Raw genomic sequence first — 19,219 nt, forward strand, 5'->3', positions numbered from 1 at the left:
AGATAATAATTATCTTTTTAGTATTGAATTAAGTAATAAAGCAACTTTAACAAAAGAAGGTAAAAATACTATATTTATATTTATCTTAATAGTAATAATATTTTTAATTGTGCTTTTTTATATTACTTATTTATATCACAACATAGTAAAAGATCAAAATAATCAATTAGAAGAGAAAGTTGAAGCAAGAACTTTACAAATAAGATCAACATTAAAAGAGCTAGAAAAAGTAAATCTAAAACTTTATGATTTAGCTCATACTGACTTCTTAACAAAAACAATGAATAGAAGACATTTCTTTATGCATGCACAAAATGCATATAAAACTGCAATTGAAAAAGAAGAAGAATTAAGTGTAGTAATGATTGACATTGATAATTTTAAAAAATTAAATGATTCATATGGCCATGACTTAGGAGATAGAGTTTTAGTATCTTTTAGTAAAAGTATTAAAGATGCAATTGGAAAAGAGACAATTTTTGGTAGACTTGGAGGAGAAGAGTTTGCAATTATCTTTAAAAATACAAATTTGAAAGAAGCAATAATTAAAACAAATGAAATAAGAAATAATATTGAAAAATTAGAAATTGCAACAAAAAATAATACAATAAAAATTACAGCAAGTTTTGGAGTATCAGATAGAAAAAATGCACATAGTATTGATGAAATGCTTAAAAAAGCAGATATACATCTTTATCATGCAAAAAGTTGTGGCAAAAATATAGTAAGAAGTAGATTAAATTTAATTTAATTAACTGTTACTCTTCTTTTCTAATTAATCCCGCTTCTTTTAAAAATGGTGAATGTATAAAATCAATTTTCTTTATTCTATCATACTTAGCAAAGCTTAAATATAAAATATCTTTTGCTCTGGTTGCTGCCACATAAAATAGACGTCTTTCTTCTTCTAGACTTCCACCTTTACTCATTAGTTTTCTATTAGGAAACCTTCCATCCATTAAATCAATTACATATACCTCTTTAAATTCTAAACCTTTACTTGCATGAACAGATAAAAGATTTACACCATCACCTTCACTCATTTCACTTCCACCTAAAACCATTGAATTAATAAATTTTGACAAATCAGAGTAATGTGTTGATAACCTTTTTAAAAGTACTGTTTTTCTATTTATTTTTGAAATAGAATTACTTTTTAATTCTTCATTTATAGATCCATCTTTTTGAGTTGCTCTTTTTGTAGATACTTTTTCTTTTATTCTTTCAAAAAGTGGACTTTTAATAATATTTTCTATTTTTGTTGATGGAATTTTAATTCTTCTTTGTTCTTTTATTAACTTGTAAAAGTCATATAAATATGTTGCGCCCTCAACACTCAATTTAGGGTGTTTTAAAATTGGATTTGATAAAAAATTCTCTTCAAAACCACAATCTTTAAACTTAGATAAGCTTCCTAATTCAATAAAATCATCAAATAATCCTAACTGAATATTTTTTACTTTACTAGATTCATAGGGGTTTTTAATTTTTTCATCAGGATTAAATAATCCATCAAAAAGTTTTCCATGTCCAAGTTTTATTAAAGCATCAAAAATATCTTTTGCAATAGCTTTTCCAATACCTTTGCCATACTCTATAATATGAATAAATGCCATCATATCATTATGTGATAATTGCATCATTAAAATATCTAAAACAAATTTTATTTCAACAGCATCAAAAAAAGACATTCCTCCTTTTCTTTTTGCTGGAATACTAAATTCTCTTAAATTAACTTCAATTCCATCCGCACTTGAATTATTTCTAAAAATTATTGCTATTTCATTGTGTGGTGTGCTACTTTGAGAAATAAGCCTTGAAATATATTCATACTGACCAAAAAGCTCATTAAAAGCTAATAATTTTGGTTTTATATCAACATCAGTTCTCATAACCTCTAGATTTTTTTCATATATTCTTTCATTATGTTCTATAACTTTTGTTGCCAAATCTAAAATTGGTTTAGATGAACGATAATTTTTTCTTAATGTATAAACATTTGCAGATTTATATCTTCTAGAAAAAGTAGAAATTATACCAATATCTGAACCATTAAAAGCATATATACTTTGATCATAATCACCTACACAAAATAGTGATTTTGGTTTAAATCCATCAAGAAGTCTTCCTTGCAGTGGATTTGTATCTTGGTATTCATCAACTAAAATTTCTTTAAAATCAAATTCTTTTTCTTTTAAAGTATTCAACATTAAAATAAGTAAATCATCAAAATTTACATAACCATACTTTCTTTTTAAATCATCAAATTCTAAAACTACATCTTCATAAATGGGAGTATAAATTTCATGTGCAGCATTTTTTGATATTATCCATTCTGCAAAACTCTCACCATCATTAGAATTTAAAAAGAGTGAATACATATCATACAAATATCCACCATCATAAGGATTTGCTTCATCATCCCTATTATAAAAAACTCTTTTTTCATATAATGATTTAAATAGAGTTTTTAACTCATTGGGTTGTTTAAGTGTTATATTTATATCTAATTTTTTTAATAATTTATAAGAAACAGAGTGAAAAGTACCAGCCATAATACTTTGTGCAACATCTTTACCAAAATATTTAGCAACCCTTTGTACCATTTCTGCTGCTGCTTTATTTGTAAAAGTAAGTAATAATATTTGATCTGGTTGAATCCCATTATTAATTAAATTAGCTATTCTTCCTACAATAGTAGACGTTTTTCCAGTGCCAGCACTAGCAATAATTAGATTATAACCAGGCTGACAAGTTGCAGCTTCTAATTGTTCTTTGTTTAGATTTGATAAAGGCATTAGTTGAATTCATTTTTATAAGTAAGTTTAATCATTTCCGAATATTATCATAAAAATACTTTGCATTTATTTCAACTATTTATTTCTTTGGGAAATCCTTAATTATTGTAATAACTAATTCACCAACTGTAATTCCAAATTTCTTCATTTTTGAATGATTTATAATAACTCCATCTTCTTGAAGATGAAGCCAATCTTTTACATTTAAATTAATTGTACTTCCATTATAAGGAACTTTCATTGTATAATCCATCATAACTGTATTTCCATTTACACTCATAACAGCATCACCAATAATATCTCCAGCTGTTCCAATATATTTACCATCAGATGTTGGTTTTAGTGTCCAAACTCTTGTTTGTTTTTCTCCATCATTATAAACAAATTTTTCATCTAATGTCCCTACTCCATTCTCATCCCAACTACCAACCAAATCACCTTTGAAAGTTCTTATAATTTTTCCACTCATATCTTTAACTAACCCATAAGCAGTTAGCTTTCCATTAAAATAATTTTCTGGTACAAACTTTGGTGTTGTATTATCAAAATCACTAAGTTTCATTGAACTACATCCTCCTAATAATAAACTCAATCCGATTATGAACAATATTTTAAAACTCATATTAATCCTTTATTTAAATATATATTTTGATCTCTTGAAAAAACCAATTGAACAAGATTTATATTTCTTGTAATAAATGCTGCTTCACAATAGTTTAAATACATTTTCCACATTCTTATAAAATAATTGTCAAACCCTAACTCTTTTACTTTATCAATTTTATTTATAAAATTTTCATGCCATATATTAAGTGTTTTTGCATAATCTTCTGTAAACTCTTCCATATGTAATAAATTTAATCTAGTATGTTTTGAAGTTACATCTAAAATTTTTCCAACACTTGGAAGATGTCCTCCTGGAAAAATATATTTTTGTATAAAATCAGTACTTTTTAAATACTGCTTATATCTACAATCAGGCATTGTTATAACTTGCATTGCTAAAACACCACTTGGTTTTAATAAACTTTGGCATTTTTTAAAAAATACATCAAAATACTCTTTTCCAACAGCTTCAAACATTTCAACAGCAATTATTGCATCATACTTTCCAGATAAATCTCTGTAATCTTTAAGTAAAATATCAATTGCCTCATCAATATTTTCTTCTTTAAATCTTTTTAAACATAAAGCCATTTGCTCTTTGCTTAAAGTAACCGTTGTTACTTTACATCCTTTTTCTTTTGCTAAATGAATAGCCATAGATCCCCAACCTGAACCAATTTCTAAAACATGGGAATTTTTATTAATTCTTAATTTATCAGCTAATAATGAAATCTTTCTTTTTTGGGCTTCAAATAAATCTTCATCTTTATTTTTAAATACTGCACTTGAATACATCATAGTTTCATCTAAAAATAGTTTAAAAAAATCGTTTGATAAGTCATAATGTTCGGATATATTTTTTCTTGAATTTGTTTTTGAGTTTTTTCTTAAAAGGTGTTTTATTTTATTAAATTGTGGAAATAAGTTTATTAATTTATTATTTCTTTCATCACTACTTAATGTACCAAGTTTACTTGAATTTAATAATGCAATAGAAATCAGATTTGTTAAGTTATTAGTTTCAAAATCTTCATCCATATAACTTTCAGCAAAACCTATATCTCCATAAAGTAATACTCTTTTAAAAAAGTTATTACTTTTTATATTAAGTGTTGCTTTTGGATTAGTGTTATCTCCAAATAACTCTTTTTGCCCATTTGAAAAAGTAACTTCCAATGTTCCTTTTTCTATTTTAGATAAAAATCCATAACCGAACTTTTCCCAAAACTTTTTCATTAAAATCTCCTTGTTTCATCTTGCTTTGTAGGACTATGCCAACTTAAGCCTTTTTTATATAATTTTATTGCATGCAAAAAAGTTCTAGTAACTACAAAAAATGTTAAAAACCAATATTTAAAAAATAGTTTTAAGATGTTTTTACTAGTAAATTTCAATGCTTTCCCACTAAAAACAGCTGTAAGGCTCTTTTGCTCTTTTTCATAATAATCTATTTTTAAAGCAAATTTTTCTGGTTTTAAATTTAATGTAAAAAAATATGTACCATCTCTATTAAAAAAAGGTGAAACATACATATCTTTTGTAATCTTTGCTTCATAGTTATCATTATTTTTTTGTTCAAGTTTTAAATCATATATAATATTTCCACCATTATAATTATGCACTTCTGCTAACATATAAATAGGGATTTCATCTTTTATTACTAAAAGTAAACTAATTGGATTAAATACAAAATTACAAACTCTTGGAAGAGTTATAAATCTTAAAGTTACATTTTGTTTGTCTATTTCAAATTTTTGAAGCAATTCATCTACATTTTGCATAAAATCAATATTTTTCCCAAAATGATCCTTTGCATAAAATGAGAATAAATTTAATTTATTTATAGAAAAATATTTTTGTTTTGATAAAGTATTAAAATTATTTAAATCAATATCTAATAAGTAAAATCCATATGTAAATTCATGAACTTTAGGTTCAAATCTTTTGTGAAATATTTTACCTTCTATAAATTGATGACTCATAACTCACATCCAAACTCTTTTGCTATTGTATTTGCACTGTAAAGACCATCTTCATGAAAACCATATCGCCAATAAGCACCTGCAAAATAAGTATTATTTTTCCCATTTATTAAATCTCTTTTCTCTTGTGCATCTATTGCTTTTCTATCAAACTGTGGATGTTCATAAGATATCTTTTCTATATACTGTTTAAAATCATAATCTTCATTTAATGTTACAAAATAATCTTTTTTTGATTTTAAATTTTGCAATCTATTTATCCAATATGATAAACTAACACTTGATCTATTTTCATTATTTGTATAATTCCATGCTGCATAAATTTTTTCATCTTTATATAAAGCTTTCTTATCATTGTGTAAAACAGCTTTATTTTCTTTATATTTAAAACAAGAAAGAATATCTATCTCATTTTTTGTTGCATCTTCTAGAAGTTCTAAAGTTTGAGGAGCATGACAAGCAAAAATAACCTTATCATAAACAAACTCTTCATTAAAACTATTTTTTAAAATTACTTTATTCTCTTCTCTTTTTACTTTTACAATATCACTATTTAATATGATTTTTCCAGATATTTTTTTTGATATTTTATTTACATAATTAATTGAGCCATCACTAACTGTTAGCCATTGATGATGAGTATTTACTCCAAGTAGTCCATGGTTTTTAAAAAATTGAAGAAATGTTTTTGCAGGAAAGTCATTCATTTTTGTATCAGGAGTTGACCAAATAGCTGCACCCATTGGTAAAATATATCTTTGTTTAAATACTTCAGAAAAATCTAATAAATATTCTCCTAAATTTTTATTTAAATCATCACTATTTGTATCTAAATCACTATTTGCTTTTTTATTAAATTTTATAATATCAAATATCATTTTGTAGTGCTTATATGAAAATAGATTTTTTTTCTGAAAGAAAAGACCTTTTAAAGATTCTCCATTATATGCTACATTTGATTTTTTATCCCAAAATCCAAAACTCATATCACTATTTTCAATTTTTACATCTAGTTGTTTAAATAGTTTTGTCAATAGTGGATATGTTTCATTATTAAAAACTAAAAAGCCTGTATCTACTCCAAAGGTTTTGTTATTTTCTTGAACAATAGTAGTTCTTGCATGTCCACCAAGTCTTGGTTCTTTTTCATACAAATCAACTTCATATTTTTTACTAAGTAAATATGCACTAGCTAAACCACTTATTCCTGCACCAATAACTGCTATTTTCATTTGTATCGTCCTTGCTTATCTTGTTTTGTATATATCAATGTATTTAAATCAATATGATTTTTTAATTTGTTTAAAATTAAATCTAATTTTTTCTTTTTCATTTTTGGAGTTCGACTCATTATCCAAATGTGTTCATTATCTTCATCTGTAACTAATGCACTTTTGTAATCTTTATCTATATATGAAATATTATATCTTTTTGTAAAAATCCAAAAATATGTCATATCAATTTTTGCAACTGAATTTTTATTTGTAGAAGCACTTTCTCCTACACCCTTATACAAAATAAGCTTTCCACCTATTTTATTTTCAAAGCATCTATTGAAAATTTTATATTCATTATCTTTTAATACATATTCTACACTTGATGCAACACAATTTTCTTGATAATGATTTGGAGTTCTAGCTATTTCATACCATAAACCACTAAATTTTTTTATACTTACAAACTTTAAAGGTGGCATAGCATAAACATTTAATGAAAAAAAAGTGATTAAAAGTAATCTTAATAACATCTAATTCTCCTATAAAAACATTTTATTGAAAATCAAAGCTATTTTGTACTTGTTTTAAGTTAGTTAATATTTTAAATGTTTTGATTTTAATATATTTATTACAGCTATAATTTTTAAAGCTATAGGAAGAATACCATAAAGAGAAGATAAAACAATTTGAGAGGTTTGGGATTGGGGATTTTCATCAAAACCAAATAAACCTAAAATTACGAAGCTAACACCTACAGCTGTAGCAAAAGCAAGTTTTGTTAACATTGCCCAAAAGCTAAATAAAACTCCAGTAAATTGACTATTTTCATTTGTAAATTCTTGTGCAATATCAGCTTGAATAGAAGAAGGTAAAAACATATCAGCTCCTAAACTAAATCCAGAAAATATACAAACAATTAAAAAAGCAGTAAAATCTCCTTGAGATAAAAATGGAACATATAAAAATACGGTTGAAGCTAAAATTATTGAATAAACCCAACTATTTTTCTTACCAAATTTTTTAGAAATAATATACCAAAAAGGTAAAGCTAATACCCCCGAAAGAAAATAGACTAAAAGAAGTAAACCTATTGAGTCTTTTTTATCTATTACATTTGTAACAAAAAGAATAAAAAGTGTAGAAGGAATCGCATTTGCTACATTATTTATAAAAAATGCAAAAAAAAGTCTTTTAAATCTATAACTGTTATCTTTTAAAAAGACTAAAGACTCTTTTATTGATATATTTGTATTTATTTTTTTTGTATTTTTTGTTCCTATTATCAAAAGTAAAAGTAAAATAGGAAGAGAGAATAAAACTAAATCCCACATTAATAATAATGATTTATATTCATCTTTTGAGATATTAAAATAGTATGGCAAAAATAAAGCAAGAACAATTGCAATTATTGTAAAAAATTCTCTTGAAGATGCAAGTAAATTTGTATGATTTTTATCATAACTAATCTCTGCACTCAAACTAAAATAAGCAATAGTAATAAAACTCCAACCAGTATATACTAATATTGAAAAAAACAGTAAATATAATGCATTTACATTTTTAATTGGATGAGTAAGAAAATAAAAAGAAAAAAGTATAAGTATTGAGCCAATTATTATAAAAATATATCTTTTAAAATACCTATCACTTAATCTTCCAATAATGGGATCTGTAAAAACATCAATAATTCTTGCAACAAAAATAACAACACCAACTAATGCAATATCAATTCCAATATCTTTTGTATAAAATGTAGGTAAATATATATACAAAGGCAATCCCAAAATTGCTAAAGGAATTGCAAATAATGAATAAGACAATAGTTTAAATGTTGGTAGATTTTTATTCATTTAAACTTATCTTTTTTCTTATAATTTTTAAGATAGATCCTAATAATGGTATCTTTTCATAAATATTACTTGCTGCATCCCAATAATCAATATGAGATACTATTTTTGCATCATTATTAAATTTAACAATACTAACACCCGTAAAACTGCTTTGTTTACTATTATTTTTCATTTTATATACAAATTCCCACTCTATAAAAGATTGACTATCATTTGTAGAAAAACTCTTTATATTAAATTTTGCACTATATAAGGTTTTATACATATCTTGAAAAACATCATATATCTTTTCAACTCCAATGACCTTTTGAAAAGGATCTTGAAAAATTGAGCTTTCATCAAAAAAAAACCTATAATTATCATAGGGAGTATTTTTATTATTATTTTCAAAAAAGCAGCAGTAATTTTTTGTATAAGTTTCTATATTCATTTCAAAAGTCTTTTAGTTATATTTAGAGATATTGAATATGGCAATATCTTTAAAAGTCTTAGAAAAAAAGCTAATTTAAAAGGAAATCTAATTTCAAAACCTTTGTTTTTTTCTAATTGTGTAGCTATAATATTTGCGGCATCAATTGGTTCTAAAAGTTGAGGCATTTCAAAATCATTTTTTTTGGTAAGCCGTGTATTAACAAAACCGTGATTTATTATTTGTAAATCAATATATTTTCTTTTTAATTCAGGTTGAATAGATTGTAATATATTCACAAGTGCTGCTTTTGAAGCACTATATGCTCCTCCATAAGGAAGCCCAAAATCACTGGATAAACTACAATTAAATACCCACTTGCCATATCCTTGTTTCTCAAAAAAATCTTTTAGGTTTTTTATTACTCTAATTGCACCTAAATAATTAATATTAGTCATTTGTTCGAAATCTTTTATAATCCATTCATCAATACTAAATGCATTATATACAGCAGCATTATAAAAAAGTAAATCAATTTTTAGATTTTGTGATTTTATTTTTTCAAGTGAATCCATAATTGAAACTTCATCACTGACATCAAGATTAAGCAATATCAATTTTTCATTATAAGTGTACATTAAAGACATTAACTCTTTTGATTTTGTTGCACTTCGTGCACTTACAATTACAGTATGCCCTTTATTTAGCCAGATTTTAACAAGCTCTAAACCTATTCCACTACTTGCACCTATTATCCAAATATTTTTAGACATGATATGTCCTTTTGTTTAAACTATAAAATATATTATTATCATAAGAGGTTTTTTAGTAGTATTTTTTTGTTAATTAATATCAAAAAAAGTAAGCAAAAAAAAAGGCCTTCAAAGAAGGCCTTTTTACACACAAGGAAACATAAAAAAAATCTTGTAGAAATTTAATTCTACCAAAAATAAGTAAGTCCGTACTCTTGCTTATTTATGTTAAAATTATAACAGTTCATAATTAACTGTTTTTGAATAGAAAATTAATGATTAGTTAATAGAAATTTTAGGCAAAAAAAAACCTCCCGTTAGGAGGTCTTTACACACAAGGAAACATAAAATTTTCATAGGAAAAAATTCGCTATGTAATTTATTAAGCATAAATAAGTAAGTCCGCTTCTTGCTTATTCATAATAAAATTATAACAGTTAACGATTAACTAAATTTCAACAAAAAGTTAATGAATAGTTAACTACAAAATAGCTTCTATCCAATTAATAACTTTTTGTAAACTCTGTTCATCTTTATTAGATATAAAGACTGATGGTTTATTTTTTCTATTATTAGCAACATCATTTTTCATATTATCTAAATCAACCCCTACATATACAGCTAAATCAGTTTTATTTATTACTAATAAATCAGAAAAAAGTAATCCTGCACCTTTTTTTCTTGGAATATCTGCACCTTGTGCAGTATCAATAATATACATATAATAATCAATTAACTCATAAGAAAAAGTTGCACTAAGATTATCCCCACCACTTTCTACAAATATTATATCAGGATTGTATTTTTCCTCAAGCTCTTCAACTGCTTTTTGATTCATTGAGATATCATCTCTAATTGCAGTGTGAGGGCATCCTCCTGTTTCAACTCCTATAATTCTATTTTCATCAAGATCTAATGTTCTTTTTAAATAGTTCGCATCTTCAGTTGTATAAATATCATTTGTAACAATTGCTAAAGAGTATTTATGTTTTAATGAATTTGTCATTGATTCAATAAGTGAGGTTTTTCCACTTCCAACTGGTCCAGCAATTCCAATTTTTAAACTCATTATATATTTCCTTTTTATTTTTTATGTACTAAACATCTTTGGTTCTAAATTTTTATGTGAAAAAATCACCTCTTCAAATAATGGATTAAAGTTTGTGATTTTATCTTTTATATTTTCAAAATCAATATTTTCCAAAATATCATCAAATTCAAAAAGCATTTGTTGTATTTGTGTTGGTTTTATTCTTGATATTTTAAGTGTAGTTGCAGAAATATTAATAAAATTTTTCTTTGTCCACATAACAATAAAATTTCTCATATTAATATTCATATCATATGCTAATGCACTTAATACTATTATCTCATTTGCATCACATTTTTTATTTTCTATTAAATTAAAATATCTTTTTACTTCTTCTTTTTTTACAAGATTTTTTATCTGTTTGAAATAATTATTACCTATATCTTTTGAAGCCTTTGCAAACTCATAAGTTAAAAAAGAGCCATAATCATTATCAAATTTTTTAATCAAATTTATTTTTTTATCTTCAAATGCTTTATATACTTTTTTAATATATACAAACTCTTGTTGTAAATATTGATGTGTTATTAAATTTTCTAAATAAATTTTTAAAGTCTTTATATCGTGAACTTCACCTTTTATAATATGTGGTTCTAATCCAAAAGAGTGAACAAAAACACCAGATGGAAAACTTCCATCAAGTATTTGTAAAAATCTACTAAGACTTTTTAAATCTGTACTAGTGTGAGTGATGTGCTTTTCCATTTGGTTTAAAATAGCCTTTTGTTTTCTCTACTTCTATATTTATATCTAAATGAGAAGCTTTTATAATATCTTGTATTGAAATATCATCTAATACTGTTATTTTAAATTTATCTAGCATTATAGGCTGATGTCTATTACCTATTTCATATGCTGTTTTTGCAAAAGTTAAAGCATCAGAAAATTTAAGAACATAAACCTCATCTTCACATCTAATAACTTTTATTTTATAACCTTCTTCATCAACTAAAAAATCATTTTCATGTAAATGCGTAAATTTCACTTTTACAATAAAATCTTTACCTTTTTTAGTAATTGCAGTTAAGTTTGGCTTTTGCATATCAAACCATGATAACTCTACTTCATCATCAAATTTTTCTAATTGTTTATCAATTTTTATAATCTTTTTTATCATGAGTATTCCTAAAACATAAAATATTTTTTTGCCATTGGCACACTTGTTACATAATTTGATTCAATTAATTCACCATCAACAGTTACATCATATGTTTCAGGATCAACTTGTATATCTCCAATAAAATTGTTTAATTTCATATCTTTTTTACCAATATCTCTTGTGTTTTTAACACTTAATACTTTTTTATTTATTTCTAATTTTTCTTTTAAATCATGACTTGCCACTTTAGAAGTAAAGATTGCACTTGTTTTAGCACTTGCTTTTCCTAAACTACCAAACATTGGTCTATACATATTTGGTTCTGGAGTGGGAATTGAAGCATTACTATCACCTAACATGGCTAAAGCAATAAATCCACCTTTTATTATAATTTCTGGTTTTACTCCAAAAAATGCCCTATTCCATAAAACTAAATCTGCCATTTTACCAACTTCAATACTTCCAACATACTCATCAATTCCACATGCAATTGCTGGATTTATTGTATATTTTGCAACAAATCTTTTTATTCTTTCATTATCACATAATTCATCATCTTCTTTTAAAGCACCTCTTTGTCTTTTCATAGAATCTGCAACTTGCCATGTTCTAATTATTACTTCACCAACTCTTCCCATTGCTTGAGAATCACTACTTGTAATAGATATTGCTCCAAGATCATGTAATACATCTTCTGCTGCAATTGTTTTACCTCTAATTCTACTCTCTGCAAAACTAACATCTTCAGGGATTTTAGGACTTAGATGGTGACATACCATAAGCATATCAAGATGCTCCTCAATTGTATTTTTTGTATATGGCAAAGTTGGATTTGTACTAGAAGGAAGAATATTAGATAATCCTGCAACTTTCATAATATCAGGAGCATGTCCACCACCAGCACCTTCACTATGAAATGTATGAATTGTTCTATTTTTAAAACTATTAACTGTATTATCAACAAATCCAGACTCATTTAAAGTATCTGTATGAATTGCAACTTGTACATCAAAATCATCTGCAACTTTTAAACAATTGTCAATTGCATTTGGTGTACTACCCCAATCTTCATGTAGCTTTAAACCCATTGCTCCAGATTCAACTTGCATTTTTAATGCTTCATAACTTGAGCTATTTCCTTTTCCCATAAAACCAAAATTTAAAGGTAAATCATCAACACTTTGTATCATTTTTGAGATATTCCACTCTCCTGGAGTACAAGTTGTTGCATTAGTTCCAGTATTTGGCCCAGTTCCTCCACCAATCATTGTTGTAACTCCACTTGCAAGTGCTTCATCTATTTGACCTGGACTTATAAAGTGTATATGAGAATCAATTCCACCTGCTGTTATTATTTTACCTTCTGCTGAAAGTATTTCAGTGTTTGCACCAATTTCTAGACCTTCAGTAATTCCATCACAAAGATTTGGATTTCCTGATTTGCCAATTGCACTAATAATTCCATCTTTTATTGCAATATCAGCTTTGTAAATACCTGTATAATCAATTATTACTGCATTTGTAATAATCAAATCTGCAACATTAGTAGCAGTTGGACTTTGAGCCATTCCATCTCTTATTGTTTTTCCACCACCAAATTTACTCTCTTCACCATATGTTGTAAAATCTTTTTCAATTTTTGCAATCAATGAAGTATCAGCAAGTCTAAATCTATCATTTGTCGTTGGTCCATACATTGAAGCGTATTTTTCTTTTGATATCTTCATCTTACTCTCCTAAAAAATGTTTTAAATTCTGCATAGCTTTAATTTTAATCTCATCATCATCTAAAAATCCTTCAACTAAGCCATTAAATCCACTTACATACCTTTTCCCAGTAAAATCTATTAGATTAATATTTTTCTTAGAGCCTGGTTCAAATCTAACTGATGTTCCAGCAGGAACATCTAATCTTTTTCCATAAGCTTCTTTTCTATCAAAAAATAATTCTTTATTTACTTCAAAAAAATGATAATGTGAACCAATTTGAATAGGTCTATCACCTTTATTCTCAACTTCTATTGTCAATACATCATAATTCTCATTTAAATTTATTTCACCCTCATCTATAAAATACTCACCTGGAATTAAATCATTTTTATCAAAAGATATAGGGTTATGCACTGTTACTAGTTTTGTTCCATCATTAAATGTTGCTTCAACTTGTACCATTTGCATCATAGAAGCAATACCTGGCAAAACATCATCTTCATTTAAAACTTTTGTAGCTTCAACCATAAGTTCTGCAACACTTTTACCATCTCTTGCACCTTCTAAAATGAAAGAACTAATTATTGATACAGCTTCTGGATAATTAAGTTTTAAACCTCTTTGCTTACGCTCTAACGCTAATTTTGATGCTGTATAAATAAGCAGTTTCTCTTGCTCTTTATTAGTTAAGAACATTCTAATAACCTCCCTTTAAATTATTGTTTTCCTAAAACAAAAAATTTTTTATTTAATTGTTTTCTATAAAGTTTCCAAATATATTCAATATTTTGTTTTAATTTTGACATTGAACTACTACTAATTGAACCAATAATTATTTTCTTATGTTTACTATAGGCAAAACTTTCAAATTCTTCTAGATGTAGTGTGTTTAAAAAATGTTCATTATGGTTAGTTTTTATATATATTTTTGCAAAAAGTCTGTTTTTTGAACTTTTTTGAAAAATATACTCTTTTAAATATTTACCTGTAATGTCAAATTTTTCTAAATACTCTGTGTTATTATTAAAAGTAAATCTATTTTTCATAAGCATAGAAATAAAATCAAAATCTTCAAAACTTCTTCCTTGACTTAAAATATCAGTATAAAAAAATGTTGATTCTTCATCAAAATTTAATTTAAATGTTTGAATATATTTTGAGTTTTTATATAAAATTAACTCGTCATTTATAAATTCTAAATTTGATTTTTTTATATTTATATTAAAAGCACTTATTCCATACTCTTTTTTTGATGGATAAATTTTTGTTGCAGACTCTGTAGTTAAAACTAAAGAGGAATTATACAAATTAAAAGAAGTTTTTACTCTATCTTTTGGGAATATTCCCTCCCCTATATTTAGAAGTTTTATATAATTTTCATCATCATTAAAATAGTAGTGTCTAGAAGGTAAACTTAACTTTTTTAAATCAAGTTTATTGTCTTTAAAATCAAATTTTATACTCATTTTATTCCTATACTGATAAATGTTTTTTAATTATATCATCACTTAAATCTTTTATCTCTCCATTTGCAACAACACTTCCTCTATCTATTACATAAAAATCATCTCCATGTCTTCTTGCAAAAGGTAGTTTTTGTTCAACTAACATAACTGTTATATTTTCTTCTTTTGTTAAATAATCAATAACTTCACCAATTTGAGCAACAATATTTGGTTGAATCCCTTCACTTGGTTCGTCTAATATCAAAAATTTAGGATCAATACATAAAGCTCTTGCAATTGCCAATTGTTGTTGTTGACCTCCACTTAAATCTCCACCTTTTCTTTTTTGCATATCTTTTAAAACAGGGAATAAATCATATATCTTTTCAGGTACATCTTTTATCTTATTTCTATTAGACAAAACTCCAACTTCTAGGTTTTCTCTAACTGTTAATTGAGAAAATATTTCTCTTCCTTGTGGTACATAACCAATTGCTATACCTGCTCTTTTATGATCAGCAAGTTTTGAAATATCTTTTTCATTATAAATTATAGAACCATCTTTAATAGGAAGTAAGCCCATAATAACTTTACTCAAAGTTGTTTTACCAACTCCATTTCTTCCCATGATACAAGTACATCTACCCTTTTTTATGTGTAAATCTAAATCCCAAAGAGTGTGGCTTTGTCCATAATATTGATTTATTTTTTCAATTTTTAACATATTTTTTATTCTCCTAGATATACTTTTCTTACTTTCTCATTATTTTGTATTGCATCCATACTACCTTCTGCTAAAACTGAACCTTCATGCAAAACTGTAACTTTAGTAGCAATACTTCTAATAAATTCCATATCATGTTCAACAACTACAACCGCATTATCTTTTGATAAATCAGTTAAAATTTGTGCAGTATTTTCAACTTCTTGGGGTGTCATACCTGCAACTGGCTCATCAACAAGTAATAGCTTTGGTTCTTGCATTATTAACATTCCTATTTCAAGCCACTGTTTTTGACCATGGGATAAAATTCCAGCTTGTTTATTATATAGCTGTTTTAAACCAATTAAATTCATAGTATGTTCAATTTTATCTTTTTGTTCACCTTTTAATTTTGAAAAAAGTGTTTTAAAAAACCTTTTATCATCTTTCATTGCAAGTTCTAAATTTTCAAATACTGTATTGTTTTGAAATACTGTTGGCTTTTGAAATTTTCTTCCTATTCCAATATCTGCAATTGATGGTTCATCCATTGATAATAAATCAACTGCTTCTCCAAATACTACTTGTCCAACATCTGGTTTTGTTTTTCCTGTAACTACATCCATCATCGTAGATTTACCAGCTCCATTTGCTCCAATAATACATCTTAATTCTGCATAATTAATAGAAAAACTTAAGTTATTTAAAGCCTTAAAACCATCAAAACTAACACTAACTCCATCTACTAAAAGGATTCTATCTCCTTTTTTTATATTCCCAAAATTTTGTTTTATTTCATGTTTTAATAGTTTCATATTAAGATACCTTTTTTACTTTTATTCTTTGAAAGATTCCAACTATACCTTTTGGAAGATATAAAGTAACAATAACAAATAATCCACCAAGTGCATATAACCAAACTTCAGGAAGTGCAGATGTAAAATATGTACTTGCAAAACTTACAACAATTGCTCCAATTATTGCGCCATATAAAGTACCTCTTCCCCCAATTGCAACCCAAATAACTAATTCAATTGAAAATAGTGGAGAAAATACATTTGGATTAATTATTCCAACTTGTGGTACATATAATGCACCTGCAATTGCAGCTAAAACTGCTGAAACTATAAAAATAAATAGTTTATATTGTTCAACTTTATATCCCAAAAATCTAACTCTACTCTCTGCATCTCTAATAGAAATAATTACTCTTCCTAATTTAGAATTCATAATAAATCTACAAATTAAATATCCAATAACTAATGCAATAAAAGTAATTATAAGCAATGCTACTCTTGTACTATCTAAAGATAAATCAAAACCTAAAATATCTTTAAAATCTGTAAGGCCATTGTTTCCTCCAAATCCCATATTATTTCTATAAAAAGCTAACATTAATGCATATGTCAAAGCTTGTGTAATAATAGATAAATAAACTCCTGTAACTCTAGATTTAAAAGCTAAATAACCAAAAACAAAAGCTAAAAGTGCTGGTACTGCCATCACCATTAAAAATGCAAATATAGGATTATCAAATCCATGCCAAAACCATGGTAACTCTTTTAGATTCATAAATACCATAAAATCTGGTAAATCAGGGTTTCCATATACTCCTCGATCTCCAATTTGTCGCATTAAATACATTGCCCATGCATATCCACCTAAAGCAAAAAAAGCTCCATGTCCTAAACTTAAAACTCCTAAATATCCCCAAACTAAATCAAGTGCAAGTGCTAAAAGTGCAAATGCAAGATATTTACCTAAAATAGTCACTGTAAAAGTTGATACATAAAATATTGAATCTTGTGGTATGAAAAGATTACAAAATGCTACAACAAAAACTATAACAGCAAGAGTTGATAAAACAATTTTACCACCCTTGTCATTTTTTAAAATATTTAATAAAATTGGTTCTCTTTTCATTTATTAATCCTCTGCATCTCGACCTTTTTGAGGGAATAATCCTCTAGGTCTTTTTTGTATAAATAAAATAATAAATACTAATATAATTACTTTTGCTAAAACTGCCCCTGCTACTGGTTCTATAAATTTGTTTATCTCTCCAAGAGAAAATGCTGCGATTAGTGTCCCCCATAAGTTACCAACACCGCCAAATACAACAACCATAAAACTATCTACTATATATGATTGCCCAAGATTTGGTCCAACATTTGTCAATTGAGATAATGCAACACCTGCAATTCCTGCAATTCCAGAACCAATACCAAAAGTTAATGCATCAATATAACTTGATTTAATTCCCATTGCTCTTGCAATTGTTCTATTTTGTGAAACTGCTCTTACTTTTAAACCCAATGATGTTTTTTTCATAACAAATAAAACACCTAAAAATACAACTATTGCAAAAATTACAATATATAATCTATTGTAAGTTAATGATAATGAACTATTTATCTCTAATGCTCCACTCATCCAAGAAGGAGTTTTAACTTCTTGATTTAAAGGAGAATAAATACTTCTTACAAGTTGTTGCAAAATTAAACTAATACCAAATGTTGCAAGTAGAGTTTCTAAGGGTCTCCCATACAGATGTCTAATTACTAATCTTTCAATTAAAATTCCTACAAGTCCACTTACAATAAATGCTGCTGGAATAGCTATGATTACTGAATATTCAATAAGATTTGGCATTAGTTGTTGAATTGTATATGTTGTATAAGCCCCAATCATAATCAATTCACCATGAGCCATATTAATAACTTTCATAACACCAAATGTAATTGCTAAACCAATTGCTGCTAATAATAAAACAGAACCTAAACTAAGACCAAAAAATAGTTCTTGAATTACTCCATAAAAACTTTTTTTATGTTTTATATTTCCTAATGAAGTTTTAACTGCTTTTATTAATTCTTGCTGTTGTGAATTTTTTTGAATATATAATAAAGTTTCATAAGTTCTAGGTGACATATATGAACCTAACTTTTTAACTGCTTCAATTTTCTTATCTAAATTATCACTATATAATGCATTTAAATTTTCAATACATTCTAATAAAAGCTCTTTAATCTGTATATTTTTTTCAGTTTTTAAAGCTTTAAGAACTAAAGTTTTATCCTCTTTTTCTAAATTCGATAATATATTTTTTGCTGCACTCAATCTTTTATCTGAATTTTTAGAAAATAGATTTATTTGAGCAAGTGCGCTTTTTATAACACTTCTTAATTTATTATTGATTTTTATTTTTTTAAATGAGTATTTATCTGCTTTTTCTAGTTTTTTACCTGTTAATAACTCTTGTGTATAATAAGAGTATTCAACTTTTTTTAATAAAACTACAAGTTTTTTACTCTTTTTTTTGTAGTATAAATCACCTTTTAACATATATTTTAAAAGTGTTTCAAATCTTGCATCATCTTTATATTTATTTAATAACTCATCTAAAACTACTTGTTTTTTATTAAAACTTCTTGTAATTAACTTTGAAGAGTCTTCTTCAAAACTAGAACCAAAACAAAAAGTTATGATTAATAAATTAAGCAATATTATTTTTAAAAATTTCATACCATTCCTTTTTTAATATGAGAGAAAAACTCT

Annotated in this window: 20 protein-coding genes; 1 reads left to right on the top strand and 19 read right to left on the bottom strand. The window is 26.0% G+C overall.

What is annotated here, in order from left to right; genetic code table 11:
- Nucleotides 1–751, top strand: a 751-nt coding sequence (locus CRU93_RS10010; protein ID WP_164967666.1) for a GGDEF domain-containing protein, incomplete at its 5' end; no start/stop codon positions are given.
- 7 nt (nt 752–758) lie between these two features.
- Here CRU93_RS10010 and CRU93_RS10015 read toward each other — a convergent pair.
- From CRU93_RS10015 to urtB, 19 genes are all read right to left on the bottom strand, one after another.
- Nucleotides 759–2,798: an ATP-dependent helicase gene (locus tag CRU93_RS10015; protein WP_129104067.1), complete on the bottom strand. Its 2,040-nt coding sequence runs from the start codon at nt 2,796–2,798 to the stop codon at nt 759–761.
- Between the two features lie 79 nt (nt 2,799–2,877).
- Nucleotides 2,878–3,420, bottom strand: coding sequence for a DUF3833 domain-containing protein (locus CRU93_RS10020; RefSeq protein WP_129104068.1), 543 nt, complete (start codon nt 3,418–3,420; stop codon nt 2,878–2,880).
- Nucleotides 3,417–4,640: a cyclopropane-fatty-acyl-phospholipid synthase family protein gene (locus tag CRU93_RS10025; protein ID WP_129104069.1), complete on the bottom strand. Its 1,224-nt coding sequence runs from the start codon at nt 4,638–4,640 to the stop codon at nt 3,417–3,419. The genes CRU93_RS10020 and CRU93_RS10025 overlap by 4 nt, the downstream gene beginning before the upstream one ends.
- A complete protein-coding gene (locus tag CRU93_RS10030) occupies nt 4,640–5,386 on the bottom strand; it encodes a DUF1365 domain-containing protein (protein ID WP_129104070.1) in 747 nt (248 codons plus the stop codon). Before CRU93_RS10030 ends, CRU93_RS10025 begins: the two co-directional genes overlap by 1 nt.
- Nucleotides 5,383–6,618, bottom strand: coding sequence for an NAD(P)/FAD-dependent oxidoreductase (locus CRU93_RS10035; RefSeq protein WP_129104071.1), 1,236 nt, complete (start codon nt 6,616–6,618; stop codon nt 5,383–5,385). The genes CRU93_RS10030 and CRU93_RS10035 overlap by 4 nt, the downstream gene beginning before the upstream one ends.
- Nucleotides 6,615–7,133, bottom strand: a complete 519-nt coding sequence (locus CRU93_RS10040; RefSeq protein WP_129104072.1) for a lipocalin family protein — start codon at nt 7,131–7,133, stop codon at nt 6,615–6,617. The genes CRU93_RS10035 and CRU93_RS10040 overlap by 4 nt, the downstream gene beginning before the upstream one ends.
- A 63-nt stretch (nt 7,134–7,196) precedes the next feature.
- Nucleotides 7,197–8,453 carry an MFS transporter gene (locus CRU93_RS10045; RefSeq protein ID WP_129104073.1) on the bottom strand — a complete coding sequence of 419 codons (1,257 nt, stop codon included), beginning with the start codon at nt 8,451–8,453 and terminating at the stop codon, nt 7,197–7,199.
- Nucleotides 8,446–8,883: a nuclear transport factor 2 family protein gene (locus CRU93_RS10050; protein WP_129104074.1), complete on the bottom strand. Its 438-nt coding sequence runs from the start codon at nt 8,881–8,883 to the stop codon at nt 8,446–8,448. The genes CRU93_RS10045 and CRU93_RS10050 overlap by 8 nt, the downstream gene beginning before the upstream one ends.
- Nucleotides 8,880–9,635 (bottom strand): SDR family oxidoreductase, encoded by a 756-nt coding sequence (locus tag CRU93_RS10055; protein ID WP_129104075.1) that lies wholly within the window; start codon nt 9,633–9,635, stop codon nt 8,880–8,882. The genes CRU93_RS10050 and CRU93_RS10055 overlap by 4 nt, the downstream gene beginning before the upstream one ends.
- Before the next feature lie 460 nt (nt 9,636–10,095).
- Nucleotides 10,096–10,683 (bottom strand): urease accessory protein UreG, encoded by a 588-nt coding sequence (gene ureG, locus CRU93_RS10060; RefSeq protein WP_129104076.1) that lies wholly within the window; start codon nt 10,681–10,683, stop codon nt 10,096–10,098.
- A 21-nt stretch (nt 10,684–10,704) separates the two neighbouring features.
- A complete protein-coding gene (locus tag CRU93_RS10065) occupies nt 10,705–11,409 on the bottom strand; it encodes an urease accessory protein UreF (protein ID WP_129104077.1) in 705 nt (234 codons plus the stop codon).
- Nucleotides 11,384–11,821: an urease accessory protein UreE gene (locus CRU93_RS10070; protein WP_129104078.1), complete on the bottom strand. Its 438-nt coding sequence runs from the start codon at nt 11,819–11,821 to the stop codon at nt 11,384–11,386. The genes CRU93_RS10065 and CRU93_RS10070 overlap by 26 nt, the downstream gene beginning before the upstream one ends.
- 8 nt (nt 11,822–11,829) lie before the next feature.
- Nucleotides 11,830–13,530: an urease subunit alpha gene (gene ureC, locus CRU93_RS10075; protein ID WP_129104079.1), complete on the bottom strand. Its 1,701-nt coding sequence runs from the start codon at nt 13,528–13,530 to the stop codon at nt 11,830–11,832.
- Between the two features lies 1 nt (nt 13,531).
- The gene (locus CRU93_RS10080) at nt 13,532–14,209 is read right to left on the bottom strand and encodes an urease subunit beta (RefSeq protein ID WP_129104080.1); all 678 of its coding nucleotides are present in this window, start codon (nt 14,207–14,209) and stop codon (nt 13,532–13,534) included.
- Nucleotides 14,210–14,229: 20 nt separating this feature from the next.
- Complete coding sequence (locus CRU93_RS10085) at nt 14,230–14,979, bottom strand: urease accessory protein UreD (protein WP_129104081.1); 750 nt, start codon at nt 14,977–14,979, stop codon at nt 14,230–14,232.
- 7 nt (nt 14,980–14,986) lie between these two features.
- Nucleotides 14,987–15,682, bottom strand: coding sequence for an urea ABC transporter ATP-binding subunit UrtE (urtE, locus tag CRU93_RS10090; protein ID WP_129104082.1), 696 nt, complete (start codon nt 15,680–15,682; stop codon nt 14,987–14,989).
- 5 nt (nt 15,683–15,687) lie between these two features.
- The gene (gene urtD, locus CRU93_RS10095) at nt 15,688–16,476 is read right to left on the bottom strand and encodes an urea ABC transporter ATP-binding protein UrtD (protein ID WP_129104083.1); all 789 of its coding nucleotides are present in this window, start codon (nt 16,474–16,476) and stop codon (nt 15,688–15,690) included.
- Nucleotide 16,477: 1 nt separating this feature from the next.
- Entirely contained in the window at nt 16,478–17,584 is a 1,107-nt protein-coding gene (gene urtC / locus CRU93_RS10100; protein WP_129104084.1) for an urea ABC transporter permease subunit UrtC, read from the bottom strand.
- 3 nt (nt 17,585–17,587) lie between these two features.
- Nucleotides 17,588–19,186 (bottom strand): urea ABC transporter permease subunit UrtB, encoded by a 1,599-nt coding sequence (gene urtB / locus CRU93_RS10105; RefSeq protein ID WP_129104085.1) that lies wholly within the window; start codon nt 19,184–19,186, stop codon nt 17,588–17,590.
- Between the last annotated feature and the right edge of the window lie 33 nt (nt 19,187–19,219).

It is taken from the genome of Arcobacter sp. CECT 8985, assembly GCF_004116495.1.
Taxonomy (GTDB): domain Bacteria; phylum Campylobacterota; class Campylobacteria; order Campylobacterales; family Arcobacteraceae; genus Malaciobacter.